Source organism: Mycobacterium sp. E2238, assembly GCF_001672665.1.
Taxonomy (GTDB): domain Bacteria; phylum Actinomycetota; class Actinomycetes; order Mycobacteriales; family Mycobacteriaceae; genus Mycobacterium.
On record NZ_LZKF01000220.1, the window covers coordinates 1 to 21234 of the forward strand.

Consider the following 21234-nt stretch of genomic DNA (forward strand, 5'->3'; position numbering starts at 1 on the left):
CATAGCGGCCAGTGCCGCGGTGTAAGCGCCGGCCGCCGTCTCGTGCAGCGCGGCCGCGGTGGTGCTCTTGGCGGAGCTTTCAAGCAGCCAGCCCAGGTACGGAGCGTGGGCCGCGACGTACTGTTCGGCGCTGGGGCCCTCCCATGCTCCGCCCTGCACGGCCCCCAGCAGGCCGGTGAGTTCGTCTGCCGCCTCGGCGTATTGAGTGCCCATCTCCGACCACGTCGCGGCCGCGGCGAGCAGTGGCCCCGGTCCGGGGCCGCTGCTGAGCAAGGTCGAGTGCACCTCAGGCGGGAATGCGATCCAGATCGGGGCGGTCATCGTCGGTGGCCTTCGGGCACGAACACGAATACCTCTTCGGTGAATGTCGGGGCTGTTGACGTTCAGTGGTCGGTTTGCCGGAAGGTTTAGTTCCCGCCGTTTGATTTCCCTGGTCTTTGCGCGCGGACCGGGCATGCGCAACGATGCAGGGATGCGGTGTGACGCGGCGCGTGAGGCGCTTTCGGCTCGACTGGACGGCGAACGTCCCCAGGTGCTCGCGCAGCAGGTCGACGCCCATCTCGAGTCGTGCCGGCGTTGCCGCTCCTGGCTCATCGGCGCCGCGGCTCAGACTCGCCGGCTGGCCACGGTCGAGCCGGCCGACGGGCCCGACCTGGTCGCGAAGATCATGGCCAGCATCGGCGAGGAGTCGTCGGGACACCAGCGTCGGATGCGTTGGCTGCGTTCGCACTACCGGCGGTGGGGCCTGATCGCCGTCGGTCTATTCCAGGTCGCGATCGCCGCCGCCCAGATCAGCGGCATCGATTTCGGGATGGTGTCGAGCCACATGCACGGCGCGATGTCCGGTGAGCACCTGATGCACGAGTCCACCGCCTGGTTGCTGGCCCTGGGCCTGGCGATGGTCGCCGCGGGCGTCTGGCCCGTCACCGCAATTGGGGTGGCGGCGATTACGGGCGTCTATTCGGTCGCGCTGTTGGGATACGTCGTCGTCGACGCCTTCGCGGGCGACGTCACGGCAACGCGGATCGCCAGCCACATGCCCTTGCTGTTGGGCCTCGCGTTCGCGCTGCTGGTGGCGCGGGAACGGGTCCGATCGGACAGAGCCGGCGTCTCCGACACGTCGGACGACGCCGGATGGCCCGCCGACTCCCCGGTTGCCCGGCGACGTGGTCACCTCTGGCCGATCAACCGGGCCGCCCTCGACCCCGCCGCCGCGCCTACGACAGGCCGTCGTAGACTCAGTCAGCCCGCGAAACAAAGGTGGTTCGCCATGATCGCGCCCAGCGATGACGAGGCCGTTACCGAGCTCGCGTTGGCCGCCGCGCGTGGGAATGATCGGGCGCTAGAGAGTTTCATCAAAGCCACCCAGCAAGATGTATGGCGGTTTGTCACCTACCTGTCGGACGCGGGCAGCGCCGACGACCTCACCCAGGAAACGTTCCTGCGCGCGATCGGCGCCATCGAACGGTTCTCCGGACGGTCAAGTGCCCGAACCTGGCTGCTTTCCATTGCGCGCCGCGTCGTGGCGGACCACATCCGTCACGTGCAGTCGCGACCGCGCGCCGCCCTCGGGGCCGACCCGGAACACGTTCTGCGCGGTGACCGCCACGCCCGTGGTTTCGAAGACCTGGTCGAGGTCACGACAATGATCGCGAGCCTCACCCCCGAGCAACGGGAAGCCTTGTTGCTCACCCAATTGCTCGGGCTGCCCTACGCCGACGCCGCCGCGGTGTGCGGGTGCCCGGTGGGCACCATTCGGTCCCGCGTCGCGCGCGCCCGTGACGCGCTGCTGGCCGCCGACGCCGAGCGCGACGACCTGACTGGTTAGCCCAAAGCCGCTACCCAGTCGGCGGCCTGTTCGACGGTGCCGACCGCCGCCACCCCGGCCGGCAGCACCGGTCGCGCCACCATCACCACCGGAATGCCCACTGCCGCAGCGGCATCCAGCTTCGCCCGCGTCATCTGCCCGCCGCTGTTCTTCGTGACCACGGCGTCGATGCGGTGTTCCCGCAACAGCGCGAGCTCGCCGTCGTAGCGATACGGGCCACGGGACAGCACCAATCGGTGGCGGCGCGGCAGCGACGCGGGGTCGGGCTCGGTGACCGCGCGGATCAGAAACCATGCGTCGCTGCCCGCGAACGCCCGCGCCCCCGAGCGTCCCGTAGTGAGAAAAACGCGCGAGTATGCTTGCTGCGCAACGGTTTTTGCCGCCTCGATATCCGACTCGACAACCGTCGCGTCGCCGGGGTCCCACGCCGGGCGGGCCAGGACCAGATGCGGGATCCGCAAATCAGCGCAGACTTCGGCGGCGTGTGCTGTGATCGTCGCCGCGAACGGGTGGGTCGCGTCGATGACGGCGTCGATGCGTTCGTCAAGCAGCCAGCGCCGGAGCCCGTCGACGCCGCCGAATCCGCCGATGCGGACCGGGCCGACCGGCAGCGCGGGGTCGGGCACCCGGCCGGCCAGGGAGCTGACGATGTCGACGCGTGGGTGCAGTGCCTTCGCCAGCGCACGACCTTCGGCCGTGCCGCCGAGCAGCAGCACCCGCATCAATGCCTACTCCCCCGCGATCGCCCGGTCGAATACAGATAGCTGTCGGCGAATCCCTCGGCGGCCAGCACGTCGCCGACGACGATCACGGCGGTCTTGGTGATGTTGTCCCGGTGCATCCGCTCGGCGATGTCAGCGAGCGTGCCGCGCAGCACCACCTCTTGCGGCCAGCTGGCGAAAGCGACGACGGCAGCAGGCGTTTCGGGTCGGTAGCCGCCTTCGATGAGCTGCGGGACGATCGCGTCGATCTGGGCTGCGGCCAGGTGCAGGACCAGCGTGGCGCCGGATCGGGCGAGCACGGTCAAGTCTTCACCGGGCGGCATGGCCGTCGACAGGGTGGCGACCCGGCTCAAGGTTACGGTCTGCGCAACGCCGGGAACAGTGAGCTCGCGTTTGAGCGCGGCCGCCGCCGCGGCGAAAGATGGCACGCCGGGAACGATTTCGTAGTCGATGCCCAGCGCGTCGAGCCGGCGGCATTGCTCGGCCAGCGCGCTGTAGAGCGACGGGTCACCGGAATGCAGCCGGGCCACGTCGTGGCCGCCGACGTCGGCGTCGCGCAGTTCGGTGATGATCTGCTCCAGCGTCAGCGGGCCGGTGTCAATGACTTTCGCCCCGGGTGGGCACAGGGCCAACAGGTCGTCGGGCATGATCGAACCCGCATACAGGCACACCGGGCATCGCTCGAGGAGCCGCTGGCCGCGGACGGTGATCAGGTCCGCCGCGCCCGGACCCGCACCGATGAAATACACGGTCATGTCGTCACCGTCCACTGGGTGACCGGCATCTGCGGGCGCCATCCGGTGAAGCCCCCGAGCGGTTCGCCCCGATAGTGCTGGAAGCGTCGCAGGTGACCTCCCAGGCGCGAATATGATTGCACCACAGCCGCTTCGGATTCCGCGGTAACCGCATTGACGACGAGGCGACCGCCGGTGGGCAAGTGGTCGAGGCACGCGTCGAGCAGGCCGGGTTGGGTGAGGCCGCCGCCGATGAAGATGGCCGCCGGCGGCTCGAGCCCGTCGAATGCCTCCGGGGCGTGGCCACGGACATCGATGTTGACGCCGAAAGCCGCTGCGTTGTAACCGATGTTCCGGCAGCGTTGTTCGTCACGTTCGAATGCGACGGCGCTGCAACCGCTCCAGCTCAAACACCACTCGACGCCGATGCTGCCCGAGCCCGCCCCGACGTCCCAGAGCCGCTCGCCCGGGCGTGGGGCCAGCGCCGCGAGCGTCACCGCGCGGATGCCGTGCTTGGTGATCTGCCCGTCGTGGAGGAATGCGTCGTCGGGCAGGGGCGAGAGGCGTTCGTCGGGCAGGTACCGGATGGCGATGACGTTGAGGTCGTCGACGTTCGACGGTGCGCTGTCTGCCCAATGACGTGCGGTGCCGTCACGACGGTGTTCGGTTGGGCCGCCGAGGTTTTCCAGGACGGTGAACTCGGAGTCACCGCGCCCATGCGCTTCGAGCAGCGCGGCGAGTTCGCTCGGCGTGGCTGCGCTCTTCGACAGCACGATGGCCTGGCCGCCGCGGCGGACCGCGGTGTGCGGCGGCGCGGTGACCAGACTGACCACCTCCGTGTCGTGGAGGTTCCAGCCCATCCGCGCGCACGCCAGCGTCACCGACGACACGTGCGGCAACACCCGGACTTGTTCGGTGCCGTAGAGCCGCATCAGCGTGCCCCCGATGCCGTGCAGGAGGGGGTCGCCGCTGGCCACCACGTGGACGTCTTCGGCGTGGCGGTCTCGCAGGGCCTGCAGGGCGGGCAGCATCGGGGACGGCCACTGCCGGCGCGGCGCGGCGATGGTGTCGTCGAGCAGGTCGAGTTGTCGTTTCGACCCGTAAATCACCGTCGCCCTTCGTAATTCACGACGCGACGTTTCCGCGAGGCCCGCAATTCCGTCGGCTCCGATGCCGACCACGATGATCATGAGCGCCGCTCCTCCGCATCGCTTCGCTCTGCATCGTCACCGGCGCGGATCATCGCGGCATCCTGCGCCAGATGAACTGCGGTAGCAGCCGCATCACGGCAGCGGCGGGCCCCAGCGCCCAAGGGATCCACACGGTGCGGCGGCCCTTCGCCAGCGCACGCGCGGTGGCCTTGGCCACCTGCGCGGGGGTACTGGACAGCGGGGCGGGCGTCATCCCCTCCGTCATGCGCCCGATCACGAACCCTGGGCGAGCGATCAGCAGCCGAACGCCCGTGCCGTGCAGAGCGTCGGCCAGGCCGCTGGCGAAGCCGTCCAGGCCGGCCTTTGCCGAGCCGTAGACGTAGTTGGCGCGACGCACACGCGCGCCGGCGATCGAGGAGAACACCACGAGTCGGCCCCGCCCGGCCGTGCGCATCGCGGTGGCCATGAGGGTGAGCATGCTGACCTGGGCGACGTAATCGGTGTGCACGATGGCCACCGCGTGCGCGGCGTCGGTCTCGGCGCGGGCCTGGTCGCCGAGGATCCCGAACGCCAGCACGGCCGTGGCGATGGGGCCGTGTTCGGCGACGAGCGCGTCGACCAGCGGACCGTGCGACGCCAGGTCGTCGGCGTCAAACTCCACGGTGTGCACCGCCGTCGCGCCGGCTGCTTTGAGCGCAGCGATCTGCTCGTCGAGTTGATCGGCTCTGCGTGCCGCCAGCACCACCGGCGCCCCGGCCGCTAGGAGGCGCGCGAGCTCGATGCCGATCTCGCTGCGTCCGCCCAGGATTAGTACTGGTCCTGCGCCCGTGTCGTCCACGGCTGCGATTATTGCCTGCGCTAGCGTGGGCGGTGATGGCGAATACCACTACCCGGCTCACCGACGATGCGCTGGCGTTTCTGTCCGAACGGCATCTGGCCATGCTGACCACGCTGCGAGCCGACAATTCGCCCCATGTGGTGGCGGTGGGTTTCACCTTCGACCCCAAGACGCACATCGCGCGGGTCATCACCACTGGCGGCTCGCAGAAGGCGGTGAACGCCGACCGCGGCGGGGTGGCGGTGCTCAGTCAGGTGGATGGCGCGCGGTGGCTGTCGTTGGAGGGCCGGTCCACGGTGAACAGCGACGGCGATGCCGTCCGCGATGCCGAGCTGCGGTACGCCCAGCGCTATCGCACCCCGCGTCCCAACCCGCGGCGGGTGGTCATCGAGGTGCGGGTGGAGCGAGTGCTGGGGTCTTCGGGATTGCTGGACCGGGGCGAGACGTAACGGCGTACGCGTCAATCCTGCGCGACATCTAGCTATTTCCGCTCAAAGAGCGGTTTGCCGTCCGGGTCGACTGCCGACGCTTCAATTTGTTCAACAGTCGCCGGAACATACAGCGCAAGTCTTCTGAGTTCCGCGTTTGCAGTTACCCTGTCAGCGCTGCTAATAGCTACCGTTGAGCCATCGGAAGCAATCAGGGCAAAGCGCTGAACACCTTCGAAATCGCGAAGTTCAATACTGTAAGACGAGGGCAATCCATTGTCCCGGGTCGGCACACTCACTCGGGGCAACCCTTTGGCATTACGGATGCGCAAACAGAACCTTCCAAAGAGATACTTCTCGATTATCGCCATGGATGGAGCGGCCAAGATAAAATGCTCGGCTCCCATTCGGTCCGAGTCGGTAACAACAAACCAGCCGTCGTCGTTTTTTCCTATGAAGAGGCGGATTTCGCCTACGGCGGCCCACAATACGGCCCGCCCGTCGTCCGTCCGATTGCCGGGCGTGAGGGTGTATCCGACTCGCCCGGCCCACTGCTCCAGGCGTGTTGAAATTTCAATGCAGTCGGTCATTTCAACACACCGATCTCAGGATCAGCCAGCTCTTCAATCGTCATCGGCCTGCCTTCGCTGGCGGACGGAAGCGGTTGGCCGTCCCGCCGCATGTATGTCTTTCTAACTGCCTTTCCTGGGCGGGTCATACTCGGTACCCGAGATGTTTTACTCGCCTAGACAGGTGTGCCTCGGTTCCTGCCAGGCTTCTGCAAAAGAAGATCATCGTGCTCTCGCTTACGGCATGCTTCTATGAACTCGATCGCAGCTTCGCGATGCTGCAGAAAATTACGATATTGATCGGGCGTAAGCTCATAATACTCCTCGTAATCTACTATACCGTTGCTTACCGGAATCGAGGCGTAGTAGCGACCCGACACCGATTCAACGCCAATTGAATACCTGTCCTCGCGCGAGAAATAAGTATCATCGAACCTCATTTAATCTCCCTCTAATTCACGATATCTGTCACAGTATAGTCCTCCGACTGTATTTTTCCGCCGTCTACAACCGCCTCGGAGGCCCCATCCGGGAGCATTCCCCCAGGTATCCATTGCTCATTGACGCCGGCCTCGTTGCCCGAGGGAATTCGCAAGTTGAACTTCTCCGGGTCTGCGATGTCGATCCTGACAAAATTGTTTGACTCAAGGAACCCCTCGGGTAGTCCAAGCTCATTCTCCAGTACTCGGGGGTTGCCTTTCGCTGCTTCCAATATTTTGTCAGCTTCATAGTTGGGCATCACGAAGGATGTTCCGTCGCGTTGAGCAATGCCATATTTCTCTAGGTTGCTTTTTGGCATAAATCGCGTGGCCCCATCACTGAATTTCTCTAAATGGTTATGAATGTAATCGGGTGACAAGTACTCAGACGGGTCAGGGCGATCACCCTTCGGGATAGCAAGGATTTCATCTCGTTTTTCCGCACTCAGTCCCCCTGGATCGTCGTCTCCGTTGGCATGGCGCTCCTTTTCATCTCCATGCGGCGGACTGTCGTGCGATGTTGGATCATGGCGATGACTGTCCGACTTGCCCTCGCCGGGATCCCCACCATCCGGCGAGCTTCCGTGTGAGCCCTCGCCGCGAGGCGCGCCGTCACCGGGCCCGCGCGGTTCTCCGCCAGGGGGCTGTCTGTCTGGCGGGCCGCCGTCGCCGGGACTGCGCCATGCGCGACCCGGCGGGGGCACCTCGGCGGGGCTGCCGGCCGGGGCGGTGAAATGCGGCGCAGAAGCCGTCGGCGCAGGAGTCATAGGCGCAGCAGAAGTCGCCGGTGCTGGTCTTGGCGGGCTCACACCGACCGGCGCGGGCTCGACCGGGGCACCCGCGTGCGCGAGTTGAAGGCTCGACGGCACACGCTCGGTGGCTATGGCCGGCGGAGCAGACCCAGGTGCGGTAGCCGGAATGGGTTCGCGCCCATCACCCGCGGGCACGGAAAGCGGCTCACGGGGAGGACTGTGCGGCGCAGGCAGCGGGTCATGGGGACTTACCGGAGGAGTCGAGCCCGGTTCGTGCAGGCCACCGCCTGCAGGCGCTGACGCAGGAGACGGGGCCTCAGCTGGCACCGGTAACGGATCATGCGGGCCACCCGCACCCGCCGCCGGAGTCGGCGCAGACTCCCCCGGCGCGAAGAACGGATCGTGAGAATTGCCGCCCGGAGGCGCTGACGCTGGCGCCGGAGCGGCCTCCGGCTCGAGGGGCGGTTCGTGGGCATCACCCGGGCCTGGTGGTGCGGCCGGCGCAGACACCGGCTCGTGCGGACCAGTCCCCGGTCCCGGACCGTCCGGGTGCGTTGGCTCGGGCGCGGCAGTTGGTCCTTCGTGCGCACCAGGTGCAGCGTCGGGCGGGCGTGGCGTCGCCTCCACGGGTGCACCAAGCGGCTTACCGTCTGGCAGCCCCACTGGCGTACCGCCAGTGGGCGGTTTGATTTCCGGCAGATCACCCGCAACGCCTTCGAGGTTCTTGGTCACGTCGCCGCCGGCCTTGGTGATGTCAGTCAGCGCGCCGCGCGCTCCCGCTGCGCCTGCCCCACCGGCACGCCCAGCAGCGCCACCCGCCGCCTCCGCCTCTTCCCCTGCACCACGTGCAGCGGCGCCCGCGCCGTCGGCCGCCGCACCTGCCTCACCGAGGCCCGGGGCTATCAGCGTGAGGCCGTCGAACGCGACTTCCCCGGCGCCCAACCCCGGACGGTCCCTACTCCAATCCTTCGCATGCACAAGGCCTTTCAACTCCTGCAGCCGCGCTTCCGCGAATTCGTGGGGATTGACCGCGGCATTGATCAAGCTTTCTTTCCAGGCGTTTTTCACCAAGCCCGTCCAGGTGGTGGCCGCACCCTGTGGATCTGCGGCGATCCAATGCGGGCTCAGGTCGACGAGGCCCAGCCCCATGCCGACCACACCTTTGAGGACGCCCTCCTGGGCATTGATCCAGGTGTCGGCTATGGTCGCGACGGGGTTACCGACGTCGTCCCCGAGGAATTGGACGAGCCCGCGGCGCGCGTACTTCTCGCACGTGGTGACCGCGCGATCGGCCTCTTGCATGACGAACTTGATCTCGTCCTCGCAGGCCCTGGCTTCCTGGCCAAGATGCTGGAGCACGGCATTGATGTCCTTGACGATCTGTTTGATCTCATCCCAGGCGTCGCCGTCGATGATGAGCATCACATCGTGACCGAGGTCGCCCAGGGACTCGATGCGATGCAACAGATCCCGGATCGCGGTTTGGGCGTGGTCGACCTTATTCGCGAACGTGCCGATGGTGCGGGCCAATGCGTCGCACAGGTCGCCGATAGTCGCTGTCGACGAGCCGATTTCGGTCAACGCGTGGTCGATCTTCTCGCCTTCAGGAATGTGTTGGCCGTCGAACAGCATCTTGGACGCGTTGAGAGTCCCCTTCACACCGGTAGCTGCCGCACCGAAGGCTCGCCAACGAGATGCAGCCGCGCGCAGACCCGCCACGTCGCCGTCGGGCCATGCCTCGAGGACAAACGATTGCACGAGCGCCCACAGCGGTGGAGGCGGCTGGCCGGGCCCCCACGTCCCAGGCGGCCCGGGCGCGGCAAGCTCGGCCGGCGGGGACGGTTGCGTCAAAGCACTGCGTCCGCCGCCCAGCGTCGACGCCGCATCGACGTGGGAGTAGTTCGACGCGCCTTGCTGTATGACAGCCCCGCTTTTCCGGCAGGCGTTGACGGCGGCAGCGGCCGCCTTCAGCACCGACTCGGCCTTCTCCTGATACGTCAAGCCGAACACCTCGCCGGCTCGGTCAACACCGGTGTGGGCCGAAAAGCCGGCCGTCAAGATCGACAGGTTGGCCGCCAGAGAGTCGCCAGCGGCTGCCACCGCGCTACCCGCGGCGTACAAGGCCTCTGGGTCGACGGACAACGGAGCCACGCGCGAAATTCTCGTCGAGACCGCACGCAGGCGCTATTCACCCAATGATGGCTTTGCCAAGCTAGCCGCGCTCACAACGGAGCCACAACTCATTCGTCAACAGCCTGTGCGGCCAACGTGATGCGGTGCCGTCCCACCGCCACCGCCACGGTTCGCCCGGCCGGCTGACCGTCGACTTGGACGCTGGACCCGTCAGGCAGCCCACTCAGCGTGATCCGCGCGGCGGTATCGGTGGCCACCGTGATCGTCGATGCCTGAAGAGCGGCCAGTCCGGCACGCTGGACATCCACCGTGATCCTGGCAACGCCGGTGAGCCGCAGCGTGAGATACGGCAGCGGACCGACCGACGGGCCTGCCCGCCAGTCCAGTTCGCTGTACACGCCCGGGGTCGGGTCGAAGTTCAGGATGAACCCGCGATGATGCCGAACGGTGTGCGTCGGGTCCGGGCGCGCGTACGAACGCGCATCGACTTCGGCGATGGCCCCGCGCCGCGCCGTCACCCCCGGGTCCGCGGTCAGGTCGGACAGCCACCACACCCGATGCGGCCCGATACCCAGGTCGTCGCGCGCCAATTGCGGATGCCACGCGTACGTGATGTGTCCCGGATCCGCTTGCCGTAAGCCGGTTTCCATGTGGGCGATCGGGTCTTCGAACTTGTCCTGCAACACCCAGGCGATGTGATCCTCGAGCGGATACACGGTGAAGCGGTGCCGATAGCCCAGCCGGTCGAGTTCGAGCACCTGCTCGGCGGCCGACGGGAACGGCACCAACTCGTCGACCAGCCCGTGCGCGATGACATAGGGCAGCCAGCGCGCGTTCACCAGCAGCTTCCAGGTATCGCCCTCGCGGGCACACGGCGAGTCCGGGTCGAGGTCGGCCGGGATGTCGACGTCGGGAAGCAGCCGCACCCCGCACGCCGGCGGACCGGCCAGCACGACCGCCTGCGAAAACACTTGCGGATAAGTCAATCCCAACTTGTACGCCGCATAGCCACCCATCGAGTAGCCCGATATCACGGTGCGATTGGGATCGGTGCCCAGTTGTTCGGCGACGCGCGCCCACACTTCCCAGACGTCGAGTTCTCCGGTATCGAAGTACCACGTCGACGGGCCTCGGGCGAGCGGTGTGACCACCACCGAGTCGCGACCCTCGCACACTTGGTGCAGCAAGCGGGGGTCGATGGCGGCGAATTGGCTCTGCCCGAGGGCGAGCGAATGCAGCAGCAGGGTCAACGGCAGCGTGCGGCCCGGCTTGAAAGTCGACGGCAGGCACACCGAATACGGCTGGACCCGACCGAGGAACTGCGGCTTGGTGCTCAAGATGTCGTCGGCGGCAAGACCCTGGCCCAACTCGACCGAGGACACGTACCACCGGGTCGACGGGCCGGTGATCACCGGCTCGGCATCGGTCTCGCCCGCCGCCAGCCGATCCCACGCCACGGTCACGACGAACTTCGACACGTCGCCGTGGGTCAAGGCCTCGGCCTGGGCGGAATCCGACCAGAAGTTCAGGTGCGGCGGCTCCTGCTCGTTGGTGCGGAACGCGACGTTGTAGACGTTGGGTTGCCCGGGCAGCGCGCCATGCTCGGCGGGCACGTCGGCGAACCCGTCACCGGCGGCGTTGGTCAGGCCCGCCGCCAACCGCACCGTCCAGTTGCCGGCCGGCTCCAGCAAGGTCCGCGGCACCTGCGCGAGAAACGTCCGCGATCCCATGTCGACGCTGTGCGGTACCGGCGTCGTGGACTTGTTGGTCAGGTCGATCAGCGCGGCGCCAGAGCCCGAAACGAGCAGGGCCATGTCGATCCCGGCCGAGCGCAGACCGGCCCCGGCGGGCCACTGCTCCGGCGCGGTCCTGGCGGGGCCGGTATCGAAGGTGAACAGCGCGATGGGGACGGACGCGTCCAGCAGCGTGTTCCAGTCGATCCGCCACCACGTATCGGTCGCGGTGAGCCCGATTCCGACACGGAAGATGTCGGCGCCGTTGCGGGCCGCGGGCCCGGCGGGATAGACGTAGGTGCCGCGCGGCGGCGCCTGCACCTTCAGGTCGCCGATCGGCAGGCCGGTCGCGCCGTGGTCGTCGTACAGGAAGTCCGTCCAAAAGAGGGCACCGCCGGCAACGCGGCCGGTGCCACAAGTCCGTGGAAAGTCCTCGCCGAACGGCCATCCCGACGGCGCCGGAAGTTGCGGCTCCGGGCGCAGGGCCGCCGGCGGCACACCCTCGGGCATCCCGCCGGCCACGACGAGCTCAGCCGGTGGCGTGGGTGCCGTCGCCGCGGGATGCACCAGCGTGTCGGCGATGTGGCGTGCGATGCGAAGCGGAAGGAGAGTCAAATCCAGAAGTGACATCAAGCCCAAACGTACGCGCCGGAGAGGTCCGGACGCTAAGCCGCAGGCACCACGATCAGTTCGTGGGGCCGATTGTTGACGGCCAGGCCGCCGTCGTCGGTCACGACGACGATGTCTTCGATACGCGCGCCCCATCGGCCCGGAAAATAGATGCCCGGCTCGATGGAGAAGGCCATGCCCGCGGCCAGCGGCAGGTCGTTGCCCGCGACGATGTAGGGCTCCTCATGCACCGAGAGGCCGATGCCGTGGCCGGTGCGGTGCACGAAATACTCCGCCAGCCCGGCGTCGGCCAGCACATCCCGGGCGGCCGCGTCGACCTGCGCGGCCGTCACGCCGGGACGGACCGCCTCGACGGCCGCGCGTTGGGCGCGCTGCAGCACCGAATAGTGCTGTGCCACTTCGGAATTCGGCTCACCGATGCTGTAGGTGCGGGTCGAGTCCGAGTGATAGCCGGGCTCGTAGGCCCCGCCGATGTCGACGACGACGATGTCACCGACTTGCAGTTCGCGGTCCGAGTAGCCGTGGTGCGGGTCGGCACTGTGCGGCCCGGAGCCGACGATGATGAACGACACCTCCGAATGCCCTTCGGCGACAATCGCTTCCGCGATGTCGGCGGCCACGTCGGCCTCGGTGCGGCCGGGGACCAAGAACTCCGGCACCCGGGCATGCACGCGATCGATGGCCGCGCCTGCTTTGCGGAGCGCGTCTATTTCGCCCTCCTCCTTGACCATCCGCAGCGTGCGCATCACGTCGGTGGCAAGGACCGGCAGCACCCCGAGCACATCGGCCAGCGGCAGCAGATGCAGGGCCGGCATCGAATCGGTGACGGCGGTCGCCGCCGGACCGCCGCCGAACGCCGCGCCGACCAGTTGGTAAGGGTCGTCCCCGTCGACCCAATCCCGCACCGCGAGACCCAATTCCGCGATGGCCGACCCCTTGAGCGAGGCCAGCTCGAGCCGCGGGACGACCACCGTCGGGTCGCCGGACGCCGGAACAACCAGCGCGGTGAACCGCTCGAGCGTCTGGGCCCGCGACCCGACGAGGTAGCGCAGGTCGTAGCCGGGGGTGATCACCAGCCCGGACAAGCCCGCGTCAGCGGTCGCGGCGGCCGCCGCCGCCAGCCGGCTGGCATACACCCCGGCGCCGAACCGATGAGATTCCATGGCAGCCAGGCTAACCGGTTGGCTTCGGCGCTGGCAGGATAGCCAGCATGTCCGCGCCGCTATTGCTACTCGACGGGGCCAGCATGTGGTTCCGGTCGTATTTCGGGGTGCCGTCCTCGATCACCGCCCCCGATGGCCGGCCCGTCAACGCCGTGCGCGGCTTCATCGACTCGATGGCCGTGGTGATCAACCGGCAACGCCCCAGCCGGCTGGTGGTGTGCCTGGACCTGGATTGGCGACCGCAGTTCCGGGTGGACCTCGTCCCCTCCTACAAGGCGCATCGCGTCGCGCAGCCGGAGCCCGAGGGCGAGCCGGACGTCGAGGAGGTCCCCGACGAGCTGACACCGCAGATCGACATGATCATGGAGCTGTTGGACGCCTTCGGGATCCCGACCGCGGGCGCCGAAGGTTTCGAGGCCGACGATGTGCTCGGCACGCTGGCCGCCCGCGAACGCCGTGACCCGGTGGTGGTGGTCAGCGGCGACCGCGATCTGTTGCAGGTGGTCTCCGACGATCCGGTCCCGGTCCGGGTGCTCTACCTGGGCCGTGGGCTGACCAAGGCCACTTTGTTCGGGCCGCCTGAGGTCGCCGAACACTACGGCGTGCCGGAGCATCGGGCGGGGCCGGCCTATGCCGAATTCGCGCTGATGCGCGGCGATCCCTCCGACGGCCTGCCGGGCGTCCCGGGTGTCGGTGAGAAGACGGCGGCAACCCTGCTGGCTCAGCACGGGTCGCTGGAACGGATCCTGGCGGCCGCCCACGATCCGAAATCGAAGATGGCCAAGGGTTTGCGCTCGAAACTGCTGGGTGCGGCCGACTACATCGAGGCCGCCGGGCAGGTGGTGCGGGTGGCAACCGACGCGCCCGTCAGCCTGTCGACGCCGACCGACGCGCTACCGCTGGTGGCCGACGACCCGCAACGCACCGCGAAGCTGGCGACCAAGCTGGGAGTCGGGTCCTCGATAGCCCGGTTGCAGAAAGCGCTCGACGCGCTGCCGACGTAACCGGCTACTGCGGGCGGCCGACCTCGTAGGTGCCCTTGTTGTCCTGGAACGTCACCGTCACGTGCTTGGGGACGCCGTCGATGCTGACGTCGCAGTCGAAGGTGGCACCCTTCTTGACGGTGGGATTCTGGCCGTGGTTGCACTTGACGTTCTGGACGTTCTTGGCCCCGTAGCCGTTGGTCTCGTCCGACAGGACCTGCTGCACACCGGTCTGTGCCTTATTGACGTCCAGCTTGGTGGTGACGAAGAACCCGGGCTGCCAGAAGCCGAGTATCAACACGACCGCGATGAGCAAGAAGGCGATCACCCCGCCCACGCCTGCGATCACGCCGACCGACCGCTTCTTGGCCGGCTGCTGGTCGTACGGCGGGTACTGCTGCGGGTACTGTCCCGGCTGACCGTATTGCCCCGGCTGACCGTATTGCCCCGGCTGCTGGTACTGGCCCGGCTGACCGTACTGTCCCGGCTGCGCGTACTGGCCGGGCTGCGCATATTGCCCGGGCTGCCCGTACTGCCCGGGCTGCTGATAGCCGGGCTGCTGGGGGTATTGCTGCGGGTAGGCCTGCTCGGCCGGCTGCTGGTACTGCGGGTAATCGGCGGGCGGCGTGTATGCCGGGGCCTGCCAGGTCGCCTCCTGGCCCGGCTGCTGCTGCCAGGGCGAGCCGACCTGGGTCGGCTCGGAGGACTGGTCGCCAGCTTGGCCGGGCGGTTGCCACTGCTGTTCCGGTCCCTGCGGTCCGCTCATCGTCTCTCCTCAGCCCCTTGTGTCTCGGCACGAATCATCGGCGTGGTGATTTCCGCATCTACGGTAGCTTCGGCTCAGCCTACCCGGCGTCAACAGCGACGACGCCGCGCCGAACGTCATTGATGGCGCGCTTGGCGACGGCACGTAACTCCGGGTCAGGGGCGGCGTTGCGCACCTGGTCCAACAGATCGAGCACCTGGCGGCACCAGCGCACGAAGTCCCCCGCCAACAGCGGCGAGCCGGTGCCGACCGGGTCGACGGCCGCCAGCGCGGCGGCCAGGTCGCCGGTCTTGGCCCAGCGGTAGATGACGTTGACGAAGCCGTCGTCGGGCTCCCGACTGGGCGCGAGCCGGTGCGTCTGCTCGTCGGTGCGCAGCGCATAGGACAGTCGCGACGTTTGCTGCAGCGCCTGCCGCACTCGCTGGGTAGGCGCCTCGGCGGCGAACGCCGCCCCCGGGCCCTCACCACCCCTGCTCTCGTACAGCACCGCCGAGACCACCGCGGCCAGCTCGGCGGGCTTCAGATCGGCCCACGCGCCGGTGCGCAGGCATTCGGCGACCAAAAGGTCGCTCTCGCTGTAGATGCGGGCCAGCAGCCGGCCATCGTCGGTGACGTGCGGATCGGTGTCCGGGCCCTGAATGAAGCCGCGCTCGGTGAGCAGACCGACGATCCGGTCGAACGTCCGGGCCAGCGAATTGGTCGCCGCGGCAACCTTTTTCTCCAATTGGGCGTTGTCCCGCTCGATGCGCAGGTAGCGCTCGGCCTGCCGGACTTGGGCCTCCAGGCCGGCGTTGTTGTGCGACGGGTGCCGCCGAAGGTCCTCCCGCAACGACGCCAGCTCGGGGTCGTGGAAACCATCATGGTCGCCGCGGCCACTGCGCCGCCTCGCCGGAACGGCCAATCCGGCGGCCGCCGACCGCAGCGCCGACGCCAGGTCGCGACGGACGCGCGGCTGGCGGTGCTCGACCCTCTTCGGCAACGGCATCGAACCGACCGGCGCCGCCGCTCCCGAGTAGTCGGCCGTCGAAATCCGCCCCGCCCAGCGGTTTTCGGTGAGCACCAACGGGCGCGGGTCGTCGCCGTCGCGGGCCGATTCCAACACCACCGCCAGCCCGCCGCGCCGGCCGTGGGTGATGTTGATGATGTCCCCGCGCCGCAGCGCGGCCAGCGCGTCACTGGCCGCCTGCCGCCGCTGCAGCCGCGACGCGCGGGACTGCGCGCGCTCCATCTCGGTGATGCGCGCCCGAAGCCGGGCGTAGTCGAGGATCGGCGCCTTCGGCCCGCCCAGCTCGGCGGCGATCTCGCCGAGCATCGCGTTGCCGCGCTCGATACCGCGGACCAGGCCGACGACCGAGCGGTCGGCCTGATACTGGGCGAACGACTGCTCCAGCAGCCGGTGGGCCTGCTCGGGACCCATCTGTTGCACCAGGTTGATCGTCATGTTGTACGACGGTGCGAACGAGCTGCGCAGCGGGAAGGTGCGGGTGGAAGCCAAGCCCGCGACCGCGGACGGTTCGGTGTTTTCTTCGGTGGGATTCCAGAGCACCACCGCGTGGCCCTCGACGTCGATGCCGCGCCGCCCGGCGCGCCCGGTGAGCTGCGTGTACTCCCCCGGCGTCAGCGGCATGTGCTGCTCGCCGTTGAACTTCACCAGCCGTTCGAGCACCACCGTGCGGGCGGGCATGTTGATGCCGAGCGCCAGGGTCTCGGTGGCGAACACCGCCTTGACCAGCCCGGCGGTGAACAGCTCCTCGACGGTGTGCCGGAAGACCGGCAACATCCCGGCGTGGTGGGCCGCCAGACCGCGCATCAGCCCTTCGCGCCACTCGTAGTAGCCGAGCACCGCCAGGTCGGCGTCGGCAAGATCACCGCACCGGTGCTCGATCACCTCGGCGATCTGCGCACGCTCCTCCTCGGTGGTCAGCCGGAGCGGCGAGCGCAGGCACTGCTGGACGGCGGCGTCGCAGCCGGCGCGGGAGAACACGAACGTGATCGCCGGCAGCAGCCCCTCGGAGTCCAGCGTCGCGATCACGTCCGCCCGGCCGGGCGGACGATAGAAGCGCGGCCGGCCCGGCGCACCGCGTCCGCCGCGCCCGCGCCGCGGTTGCCAGTCCGACATCCGGTCCGCCTCGCGGCGGTGCGCGATGTGGCGCACCAGGTCCGGGTTGACGCGCGGCTCGCGGATGGCCGTTGGCTGCTCGCCGACGTCCGGGTTTCGGTAGTCGAACAGGTCGAAAAGCCGCTTGCCCACCAAGACGTGCTGCCACAGCGGCACCGGCCGATGCTCGTCGACCACCACGGTGGTGTCGCCCCGCACCGTCTGGATCCAGCCGCCGAATTCTTCGGCGTTGCTCACCGTCGCCGACAGGCTGACCACTCGCACCTCGTCGGGCAGGTGCAGGATCACTTCCTCCCATACCGGCCCGCGCATCCGGTCGGCCAGGAAATGCACCTCGTCCATCACCACGTAGGAAAGCCCTTGCAGCGCCGGCGAATTGGCGTAGAGCATGTTGCGCAGCACCTCGGTGGTCATCACCACCACGGGAGCGTCGGCGTTCACCGACATGTCGCCGGTGAGCAAGCCGATCCGGTCGCGGCCGTAGCGCGCGGTCAGGTCGGTGTGCTTTTGATTGCTCAGCGCCTTGAGCGGCGTCGTGTAGAAGCACTTGCCGCCCGCGGCCAGCGCCAGGTGCACGGCGAATTCGCCCACCACCGTCTTGCCGGCCCCGGTCGGCGCGCAGACCAGCACGCCGTGACCGCGCTCCAGCGCGGCGCACGCCCGCTGCTGAAAGTTGTCCAGCGCAAAGGGCAATTCTGCGGTGAACCGGGTCAGCTCGACGAGCTCCGTCAAGTCCTGTGGCACCGACGGTTTAGGTGACATCGTCATGCTGGCCGGCGGTGAACGACGGCTCCCGCGCCGACTCGTGTATCGGTGCGGGCGCCTCGATGACCGATGCCTCGTCGTCCGGGATCACCGCCTGGGCTTCGCGTTTGGCCTTCCGTCTGTCGTGCAGGCGGGCGATTTGGATGGCGAGCTCAAGGAGCACCGAGAGCGCCACGCCGAGGGCGGTCATCGAAAACGGGTCGGAGCCGGGGGTGAAGACAGCCGCGAACACGAACATCGCGAAAATCAGGCCGCGCCGCCAGGACTTGAGCCGCTCGTAGGGCAGCACCCCCGTCATGTTGAGCATGACGATCAGCAGCGGGAATTCGAAGCTGACCCCGAACACCACCAACAGGTTGATCAGGAATCCGAAGTACCGGTCCCCGGACAGCGCGGTCACCTGAACGTCGCTACCGACGGTCAGCAAGAAGCCCAGCGCCTTGGACAACACGAAGTACGCCAGCACCGCACCCGCGACGAACAGCACCGCCGCCGGGACCACGAATCCAACCGCGAACCGGCGCTCCTTCTGGTACAGCCCCGGCGTGATGAACGCCCACAGCTCGTAGAACCACACCGGGCAGGCCAGCACCACCCCGGCGGTCAGCCCGACCTTGAGCCGCAACATGAACTGGTCGAAGGGGGCCGTCGCCAACAGTCGGCACTGACCGTCGGCGCTGATGCTCGCGCGCGCGGACTGGGGCAGCGAACAGTAAGGATGGCGCAGCCACTCGCCAAGGCTTTCCAGCCCGAAGATCGAATGCGAGTACCAGACGAACCCGAAGATCGTGGTGACCAGGATGGCTGCCAGCGAGAGGAGCAACCGGGTGCGCAGCTCCGTGAGGTGGTCGACGAGCGACATCGTCGCGTCGGGATTGGTGCGGCTGCGCCTGTTACGCGGATTGAGGCGCTTCAGCACGCCGGCAGTGCGCGCTGAAACCTTGAAAACTTTCACGACGCTCGTTCAGTGGCGTTCGGGCACCGCGACGATGACGGCGGGCTAGGCCGGGCGTGCTTCGGAGTGCCCCTGCTCGGTGGCCGCCGGCGGCTCCACCCGCTGGGACTGCACAGGCTGAGGGGTCTCGATGGAAGGCGCTTCGGTCTTGCCTTCGCTCTGCATTTCGCGCATCTCGGACTTGAAGATGCGCATCGATTTGCCCAACGAACGTGCTGCATCGGGGAGCTTCTTGGCACCAAAAAGCAGGATCACCACCACAGCGAGGATCGCCCAGTGCCACGGACTAAGACTGCCCACTTTGATTACCTCCAGACGTCTACCCGATGCTACCGCAGTGCGGCGGTCCGCCGGGCCGCCCGCGCCGTGACCTCAGCGGCTTAGCGCCTGATAGGACTCACACGCCGCGGCCGCCGCATCCCGGACACGTCTCGCGAGTGACTCCGGTTCAAGCACCCGCACGTCCGACCCGAAGCCCAGCACCAGGCGCGTCATCCAGTCCTCGGAGGCGTACGTCATCACCGCGTCGCAGGACCCGTCCGGCAACTCCCGCACCTCGCGCATCGGGTAGTACTCGAACATCCACGACGCCGAGGGCGCGACCCGCAGCCTGGCCGACGGCAGTGCCGGATCTCCGTCGAACAGCGACGTGTCCGGCGGCGCCTGCAGCGCCAATTCGGGCGGCGCCGCCGGCTCGTCCAGTTCCGTCGCATCCACGATCCGGTCGAAGCGGAACAGCCGCACCCCGTCCGCCTCCCGTGACCAAGCCTCCAGGTAGCTGTGGCCACCGATCAGCAGCACCCGGATGGGATCGACGATCCGGCTGGTCAGGGTGTCGTGCGACGCGGAGTAATAGTCGATGGCCAGCGCGCGTTTGTGCTGCACCGCCGTGCGGACCGCGGCCGCGGCGCGGCTCTCCACGGGCGCGGGCTCGTCGGCCGCTGCCACCGAGCCGGTGACGTCGTGCCCAACGGCGCCGGCCGCGGCCTCGATCTTGGCGATCGCGCTGCGCGCCGCCTCCGGGTCGACGACGCCCGGGATGTCGGCGAGCGCCCGCAGCGCCACCAGCAGTCCGGTGGCCTCCGGCGAGGTGAGCTTGAGCGGCCGATCGATGCCCGCGGAGAACGTCACCTCGATGGTGTCACCGGAGAACTGGAAGTCGATCAGGTCACCCGGGTAGTAGCCGGGCAGGCCGCACATCCAGAGCTGGTTGAGGTCCTCTTCCAGTTGTTTGGCGGATACCCCCAGGTCGGCGGCCGCCTTGGCCCGGGTGACCCGCGGGTTGGCCTGGAAATACGGCACCATGTTGAGCAGCCGGATCAATCGCGTGGATATGGGAGTCATGGGTGGTTCGCCTCCTCCACGTGGGCGCGCAGCCGCGCCAGCACGTCCTCACGCAGCGACGATGGCTCGAGCACGACGGCGTCGGCCCCGTAGCCGGCGATGTCGCGCGCCAACCGGTCGCTGGATCCGATGTCGATCTCGACCACGTCGCCGTCGCGGCCGCCCAGCTGTCGCCTGCCGGTGGGCGTCCCGGCGCGCCGCAGCGCGGTGGCCCGACCGTCGGCGACCCACACCCGCGCCCGCCCGCCGGTCGGGATTTCGGCCACGGTGCGGGCGACGATTTGGCGCAGGTCCACGTCCTCGGGCACGACGACGACACCCGGCGGGCCGATCGGCTTGACCTCGGCGCCGATCCGCGACAGCCGAAAGGTGCGAGTGGCGTCGCGGTCGCGGTCGTGGCCCACCAGATACCAGCGACCCTTCTGGGTGACGACGCCCCACGGTTCCACGGTGCGCACGCTGTACGGCTCGGCCCGCGACGGCCGGTGCGGGAATTGCACCGCCTGCCGAGAATCGATGGCCGACAACAGGACTCCGAGTACCTCCTCCGACCCGCGCAGCCCGGGCACGCCGGGCGGGGAGGCGATGGCCACCGGTGCGTCCGGGTCGACGTCCACCCCGGCGGCACGCAGCTTGAGCAACGCGCCCTGGGTGGCGGTGATCAGTTCGGGCGACTCCCACAGTTGCGTCGCGACGGCTACCGCGGCCGCCTCGTCCGAAGTCAGCTCGACGGCCGGCAGCGAGTAGGCGTCGCGGTTGATGCGGTAGCCCTCGGTGGGCTCCTGGGCCGACGCCCTGCCGACCTCCAGCGGTATGCCCAGGTCGCGCAGCTCGTTCTTGTCGCGCTCGAACATCCGGGAGAACGCCTCGGCGCTGGGACTGTCCGAGTAACCGGCCACGCTGGACCTGATCTTCTCCGCACTGATGTAGCCGCGGGTGGACAGCAGGGCGATGACGAGATTGACCAACCGCTCGACTTTCGAGGTCGCCATTCGCACCAGGTTATAGCCGCCGCTCGCGTCGCGCCTGCACCGGCTGGCGAGTCGCAGCATTAACAATCGTCACATCAGTCACGAGTTCGTGGGGCTCACCGGCTCGCAGAATTTGATAGCGCCCGCGATATCAAAATTGTGGCTTCGATT

At 68.1% G+C, this 21234-nt stretch carries 19 protein-coding genes and 1 pseudogene; 4 read left to right on the forward strand and 16 right to left on the reverse strand.

The window, feature by feature from the left end; all coding sequences use genetic code 11:
• Positions 1 to 321: PPE family protein (locus A5711_RS20275; protein WP_156673201.1), on the reverse strand; the 321-nt coding region annotated here is incomplete at its 3' end.
• A gap of 151 nt (positions 322 to 472) precedes the next feature.
• On the opposite strand from A5711_RS20275, the pseudogene A5711_RS27755 reads away from it, so the two are divergent.
• Together A5711_RS27755 and sigC are read left to right on the forward strand one after the other, a co-directional pair.
• A pseudogene (locus A5711_RS27755) lies at positions 473 to 1090 on the forward strand (DUF2275 domain-containing protein); the annotation flags it as partial.
• A gap of 180 nt (positions 1091 to 1270) precedes the next feature.
• Positions 1271 to 1828 carry an RNA polymerase sigma factor SigC gene (sigC, locus tag A5711_RS27760; protein ID WP_231972004.1) on the forward strand — a complete coding sequence of 186 codons (558 nt, stop codon included), beginning with the start codon at positions 1271 to 1273 and terminating at the stop codon, positions 1826 to 1828.
• Here the strand turns inward: sigC and A5711_RS20285 are convergent.
• The 4 genes from A5711_RS20285 to A5711_RS20300 are packed head-to-tail and all read right to left on the reverse strand — an operon-like array spanning position 1825 to position 5273.
• Positions 1825 to 2553 carry a cobalt-precorrin-6A reductase gene (locus A5711_RS20285; protein ID WP_156673202.1) on the reverse strand — a complete coding sequence of 243 codons (729 nt, stop codon included), beginning with the start codon at positions 2551 to 2553 and terminating at the stop codon, positions 1825 to 1827. The genes sigC and A5711_RS20285 overlap by 4 nt on opposite strands.
• Positions 2550 to 3305: a precorrin-4 C(11)-methyltransferase gene (gene cobM, locus A5711_RS20290; RefSeq protein WP_067949702.1), complete on the reverse strand. Its 756-nt coding sequence runs from the start codon at positions 3303 to 3305 to the stop codon at positions 2550 to 2552. Before cobM ends, A5711_RS20285 begins: the two co-directional genes overlap by 4 nt.
• Entirely contained in the window at positions 3302 to 4474 is a 1173-nt protein-coding gene (locus A5711_RS20295) for a bifunctional cobalt-precorrin-7 (C(5))-methyltransferase/cobalt-precorrin-6B (C(15))-methyltransferase (protein WP_067949666.1), read from the reverse strand. The genes cobM and A5711_RS20295 overlap by 4 nt, the downstream gene beginning before the upstream one ends.
• A 49-nt stretch (positions 4475 to 4523) precedes the next feature.
• Positions 4524 to 5273, reverse strand: a complete 750-nt coding sequence (locus tag A5711_RS20300; protein WP_067949667.1) for an SDR family NAD(P)-dependent oxidoreductase — start codon at positions 5271 to 5273, stop codon at positions 4524 to 4526.
• 35 nt (positions 5274 to 5308) lie between these two features.
• On the opposite strand from A5711_RS20300, the gene A5711_RS20305 reads away from it, so the two are divergent.
• Positions 5309 to 5722 (forward strand): F420-dependent biliverdin reductase, encoded by a 414-nt coding sequence (locus A5711_RS20305; RefSeq protein ID WP_067949668.1) that lies wholly within the window; start codon positions 5309 to 5311, stop codon positions 5720 to 5722.
• A gap of 32 nt (positions 5723 to 5754) precedes the next feature.
• Here the strand turns inward: A5711_RS20305 and A5711_RS26490 are convergent, their stop codons facing one another.
• The 5 genes from A5711_RS26490 to A5711_RS20320 all read right to left on the reverse strand — a co-directional run bounded on the left by A5711_RS26490 (position 5755) and on the right by A5711_RS20320 (position 13160).
• Complete coding sequence (locus A5711_RS26490; RefSeq protein WP_082975786.1) at positions 5755 to 6291, reverse strand: TNT antitoxin family protein; 537 nt, start codon at positions 6289 to 6291, stop codon at positions 5755 to 5757.
• Positions 6292 to 6446: 155 nt separating this feature from the next.
• Entirely contained in the window at positions 6447 to 6710 is a 264-nt protein-coding gene (locus A5711_RS26495) for a hypothetical protein (RefSeq protein ID WP_082975787.1), read from the reverse strand.
• An 11-nt stretch (positions 6711 to 6721) separates the two neighbouring features.
• Entirely contained in the window at positions 6722 to 9652 is a 2931-nt protein-coding gene (locus tag A5711_RS27335; RefSeq protein ID WP_197520837.1) for a hypothetical protein, read from the reverse strand.
• A gap of 89 nt (positions 9653 to 9741) precedes the next feature.
• A complete protein-coding gene (locus A5711_RS20315; RefSeq protein WP_067949670.1) occupies positions 9742 to 11997 on the reverse strand; it encodes an alpha/beta hydrolase-fold protein in 2256 nt (751 codons plus the stop codon).
• 35 nt (positions 11998 to 12032) lie between these two features.
• Positions 12033 to 13160, reverse strand: coding sequence for a Xaa-Pro peptidase family protein (locus tag A5711_RS20320; protein ID WP_067949672.1), 1128 nt, complete (start codon positions 13158 to 13160; stop codon positions 12033 to 12035).
• Between the two features lie 47 nt (positions 13161 to 13207).
• Here A5711_RS20320 and A5711_RS20325 point away from each other — a divergent pair, with 47 nt between their 5' ends.
• A complete protein-coding gene (locus A5711_RS20325; RefSeq protein WP_067949674.1) occupies positions 13208 to 14164 on the forward strand; it encodes a 5'-3' exonuclease in 957 nt (318 codons plus the stop codon).
• Between the two features lie 4 nt (positions 14165 to 14168).
• Here the strand turns inward: A5711_RS20325 and A5711_RS20330 are convergent, their stop codons facing one another.
• The 6 genes from A5711_RS20330 to A5711_RS20355 form a co-directional block, all read right to left on the reverse strand.
• The gene (locus A5711_RS20330) at positions 14169 to 14909 is read right to left on the reverse strand and encodes a DUF4333 domain-containing protein (RefSeq protein WP_067949676.1); all 741 of its coding nucleotides are present in this window, start codon (positions 14907 to 14909) and stop codon (positions 14169 to 14171) included.
• Positions 14910 to 14988: 79 nt separating this feature from the next.
• Positions 14989 to 17760: an RNA helicase gene (locus tag A5711_RS20335; protein WP_067949706.1), complete on the reverse strand. Its 2772-nt coding sequence runs from the start codon at positions 17758 to 17760 to the stop codon at positions 14989 to 14991.
• Between the two features lie 19 nt (positions 17761 to 17779).
• Entirely contained in the window at positions 17780 to 18748 is a 969-nt protein-coding gene (tatC, locus tag A5711_RS20340) for a twin-arginine translocase subunit TatC (protein ID WP_156673203.1), read from the reverse strand.
• 45 nt (positions 18749 to 18793) lie between these two features.
• Positions 18794 to 19048: a Sec-independent protein translocase subunit TatA gene (tatA, locus tag A5711_RS20345; protein ID WP_067949678.1), complete on the reverse strand. Its 255-nt coding sequence runs from the start codon at positions 19046 to 19048 to the stop codon at positions 18794 to 18796.
• Positions 19049 to 19120: 72 nt separating this feature from the next.
• The gene (locus A5711_RS20350; RefSeq protein ID WP_067949680.1) at positions 19121 to 20092 is read right to left on the reverse strand and encodes a YafY family protein; all 972 of its coding nucleotides are present in this window, start codon (positions 20090 to 20092) and stop codon (positions 19121 to 19123) included.
• Positions 20089 to 21084 (reverse strand): YafY family protein, encoded by a 996-nt coding sequence (locus A5711_RS20355; RefSeq protein WP_067949707.1) that lies wholly within the window; start codon positions 21082 to 21084, stop codon positions 20089 to 20091. The genes A5711_RS20350 and A5711_RS20355 overlap by 4 nt, the downstream gene beginning before the upstream one ends.
• Between the last annotated feature and the right edge of the window lie 150 nt (positions 21085 to 21234).

Excerpts from the sequence above, each read along its gene's own strand:
- sigC (WP_231972004.1), top strand. The coding sequence starts at position 1,271 with ATGATCGCGCCCAGCGATGACGAGGCCGTTACCGAGCTCGCGTTGGCC.
- cobM (WP_067949702.1), bottom strand. The coding sequence starts at position 3,305 with ATGACCGTGTATTTCATCGGTGCGGGTCCGGGCGCGGCGGACCTGATC.
- A5711_RS20295 (WP_067949666.1), bottom strand. The coding sequence starts at position 4,474 with ATGATCATCGTGGTCGGCATCGGAGCCGACGGAATTGCGGGCCTCGCG.
- A5711_RS20305 (WP_067949668.1), top strand. The coding sequence starts at position 5,309 with ATGGCGAATACCACTACCCGGCTCACCGACGATGCGCTGGCGTTTCTG.
- A5711_RS26490 (WP_082975786.1), bottom strand. The coding sequence starts at position 6,291 with ATGACCGACTGCATTGAAATTTCAACACGCCTGGAGCAGTGGGCCGGG.
- A5711_RS26495 (WP_082975787.1), bottom strand. The coding sequence starts at position 6,710 with ATGAGGTTCGATGATACTTATTTCTCGCGCGAGGACAGGTATTCAATT.
- A5711_RS20315 (WP_067949670.1), bottom strand. The coding sequence starts at position 11,997 with ATGTCACTTCTGGATTTGACTCTCCTTCCGCTTCGCATCGCACGCCAC.
- A5711_RS20320 (WP_067949672.1), bottom strand. The coding sequence starts at position 13,160 with ATGGAATCTCATCGGTTCGGCGCCGGGGTGTATGCCAGCCGGCTGGCG.
- A5711_RS20325 (WP_067949674.1), top strand. The coding sequence starts at position 13,208 with ATGTCCGCGCCGCTATTGCTACTCGACGGGGCCAGCATGTGGTTCCGG.
- A5711_RS20330 (WP_067949676.1), bottom strand. The coding sequence starts at position 14,909 with ATGAGCGGACCGCAGGGACCGGAACAGCAGTGGCAACCGCCCGGCCAA.
- A5711_RS20350 (WP_067949680.1), bottom strand. The coding sequence starts at position 20,092 with ATGACTCCCATATCCACGCGATTGATCCGGCTGCTCAACATGGTGCCG.
- A5711_RS20355 (WP_067949707.1), bottom strand. The coding sequence starts at position 21,084 with ATGGCGACCTCGAAAGTCGAGCGGTTGGTCAATCTCGTCATCGCCCTG.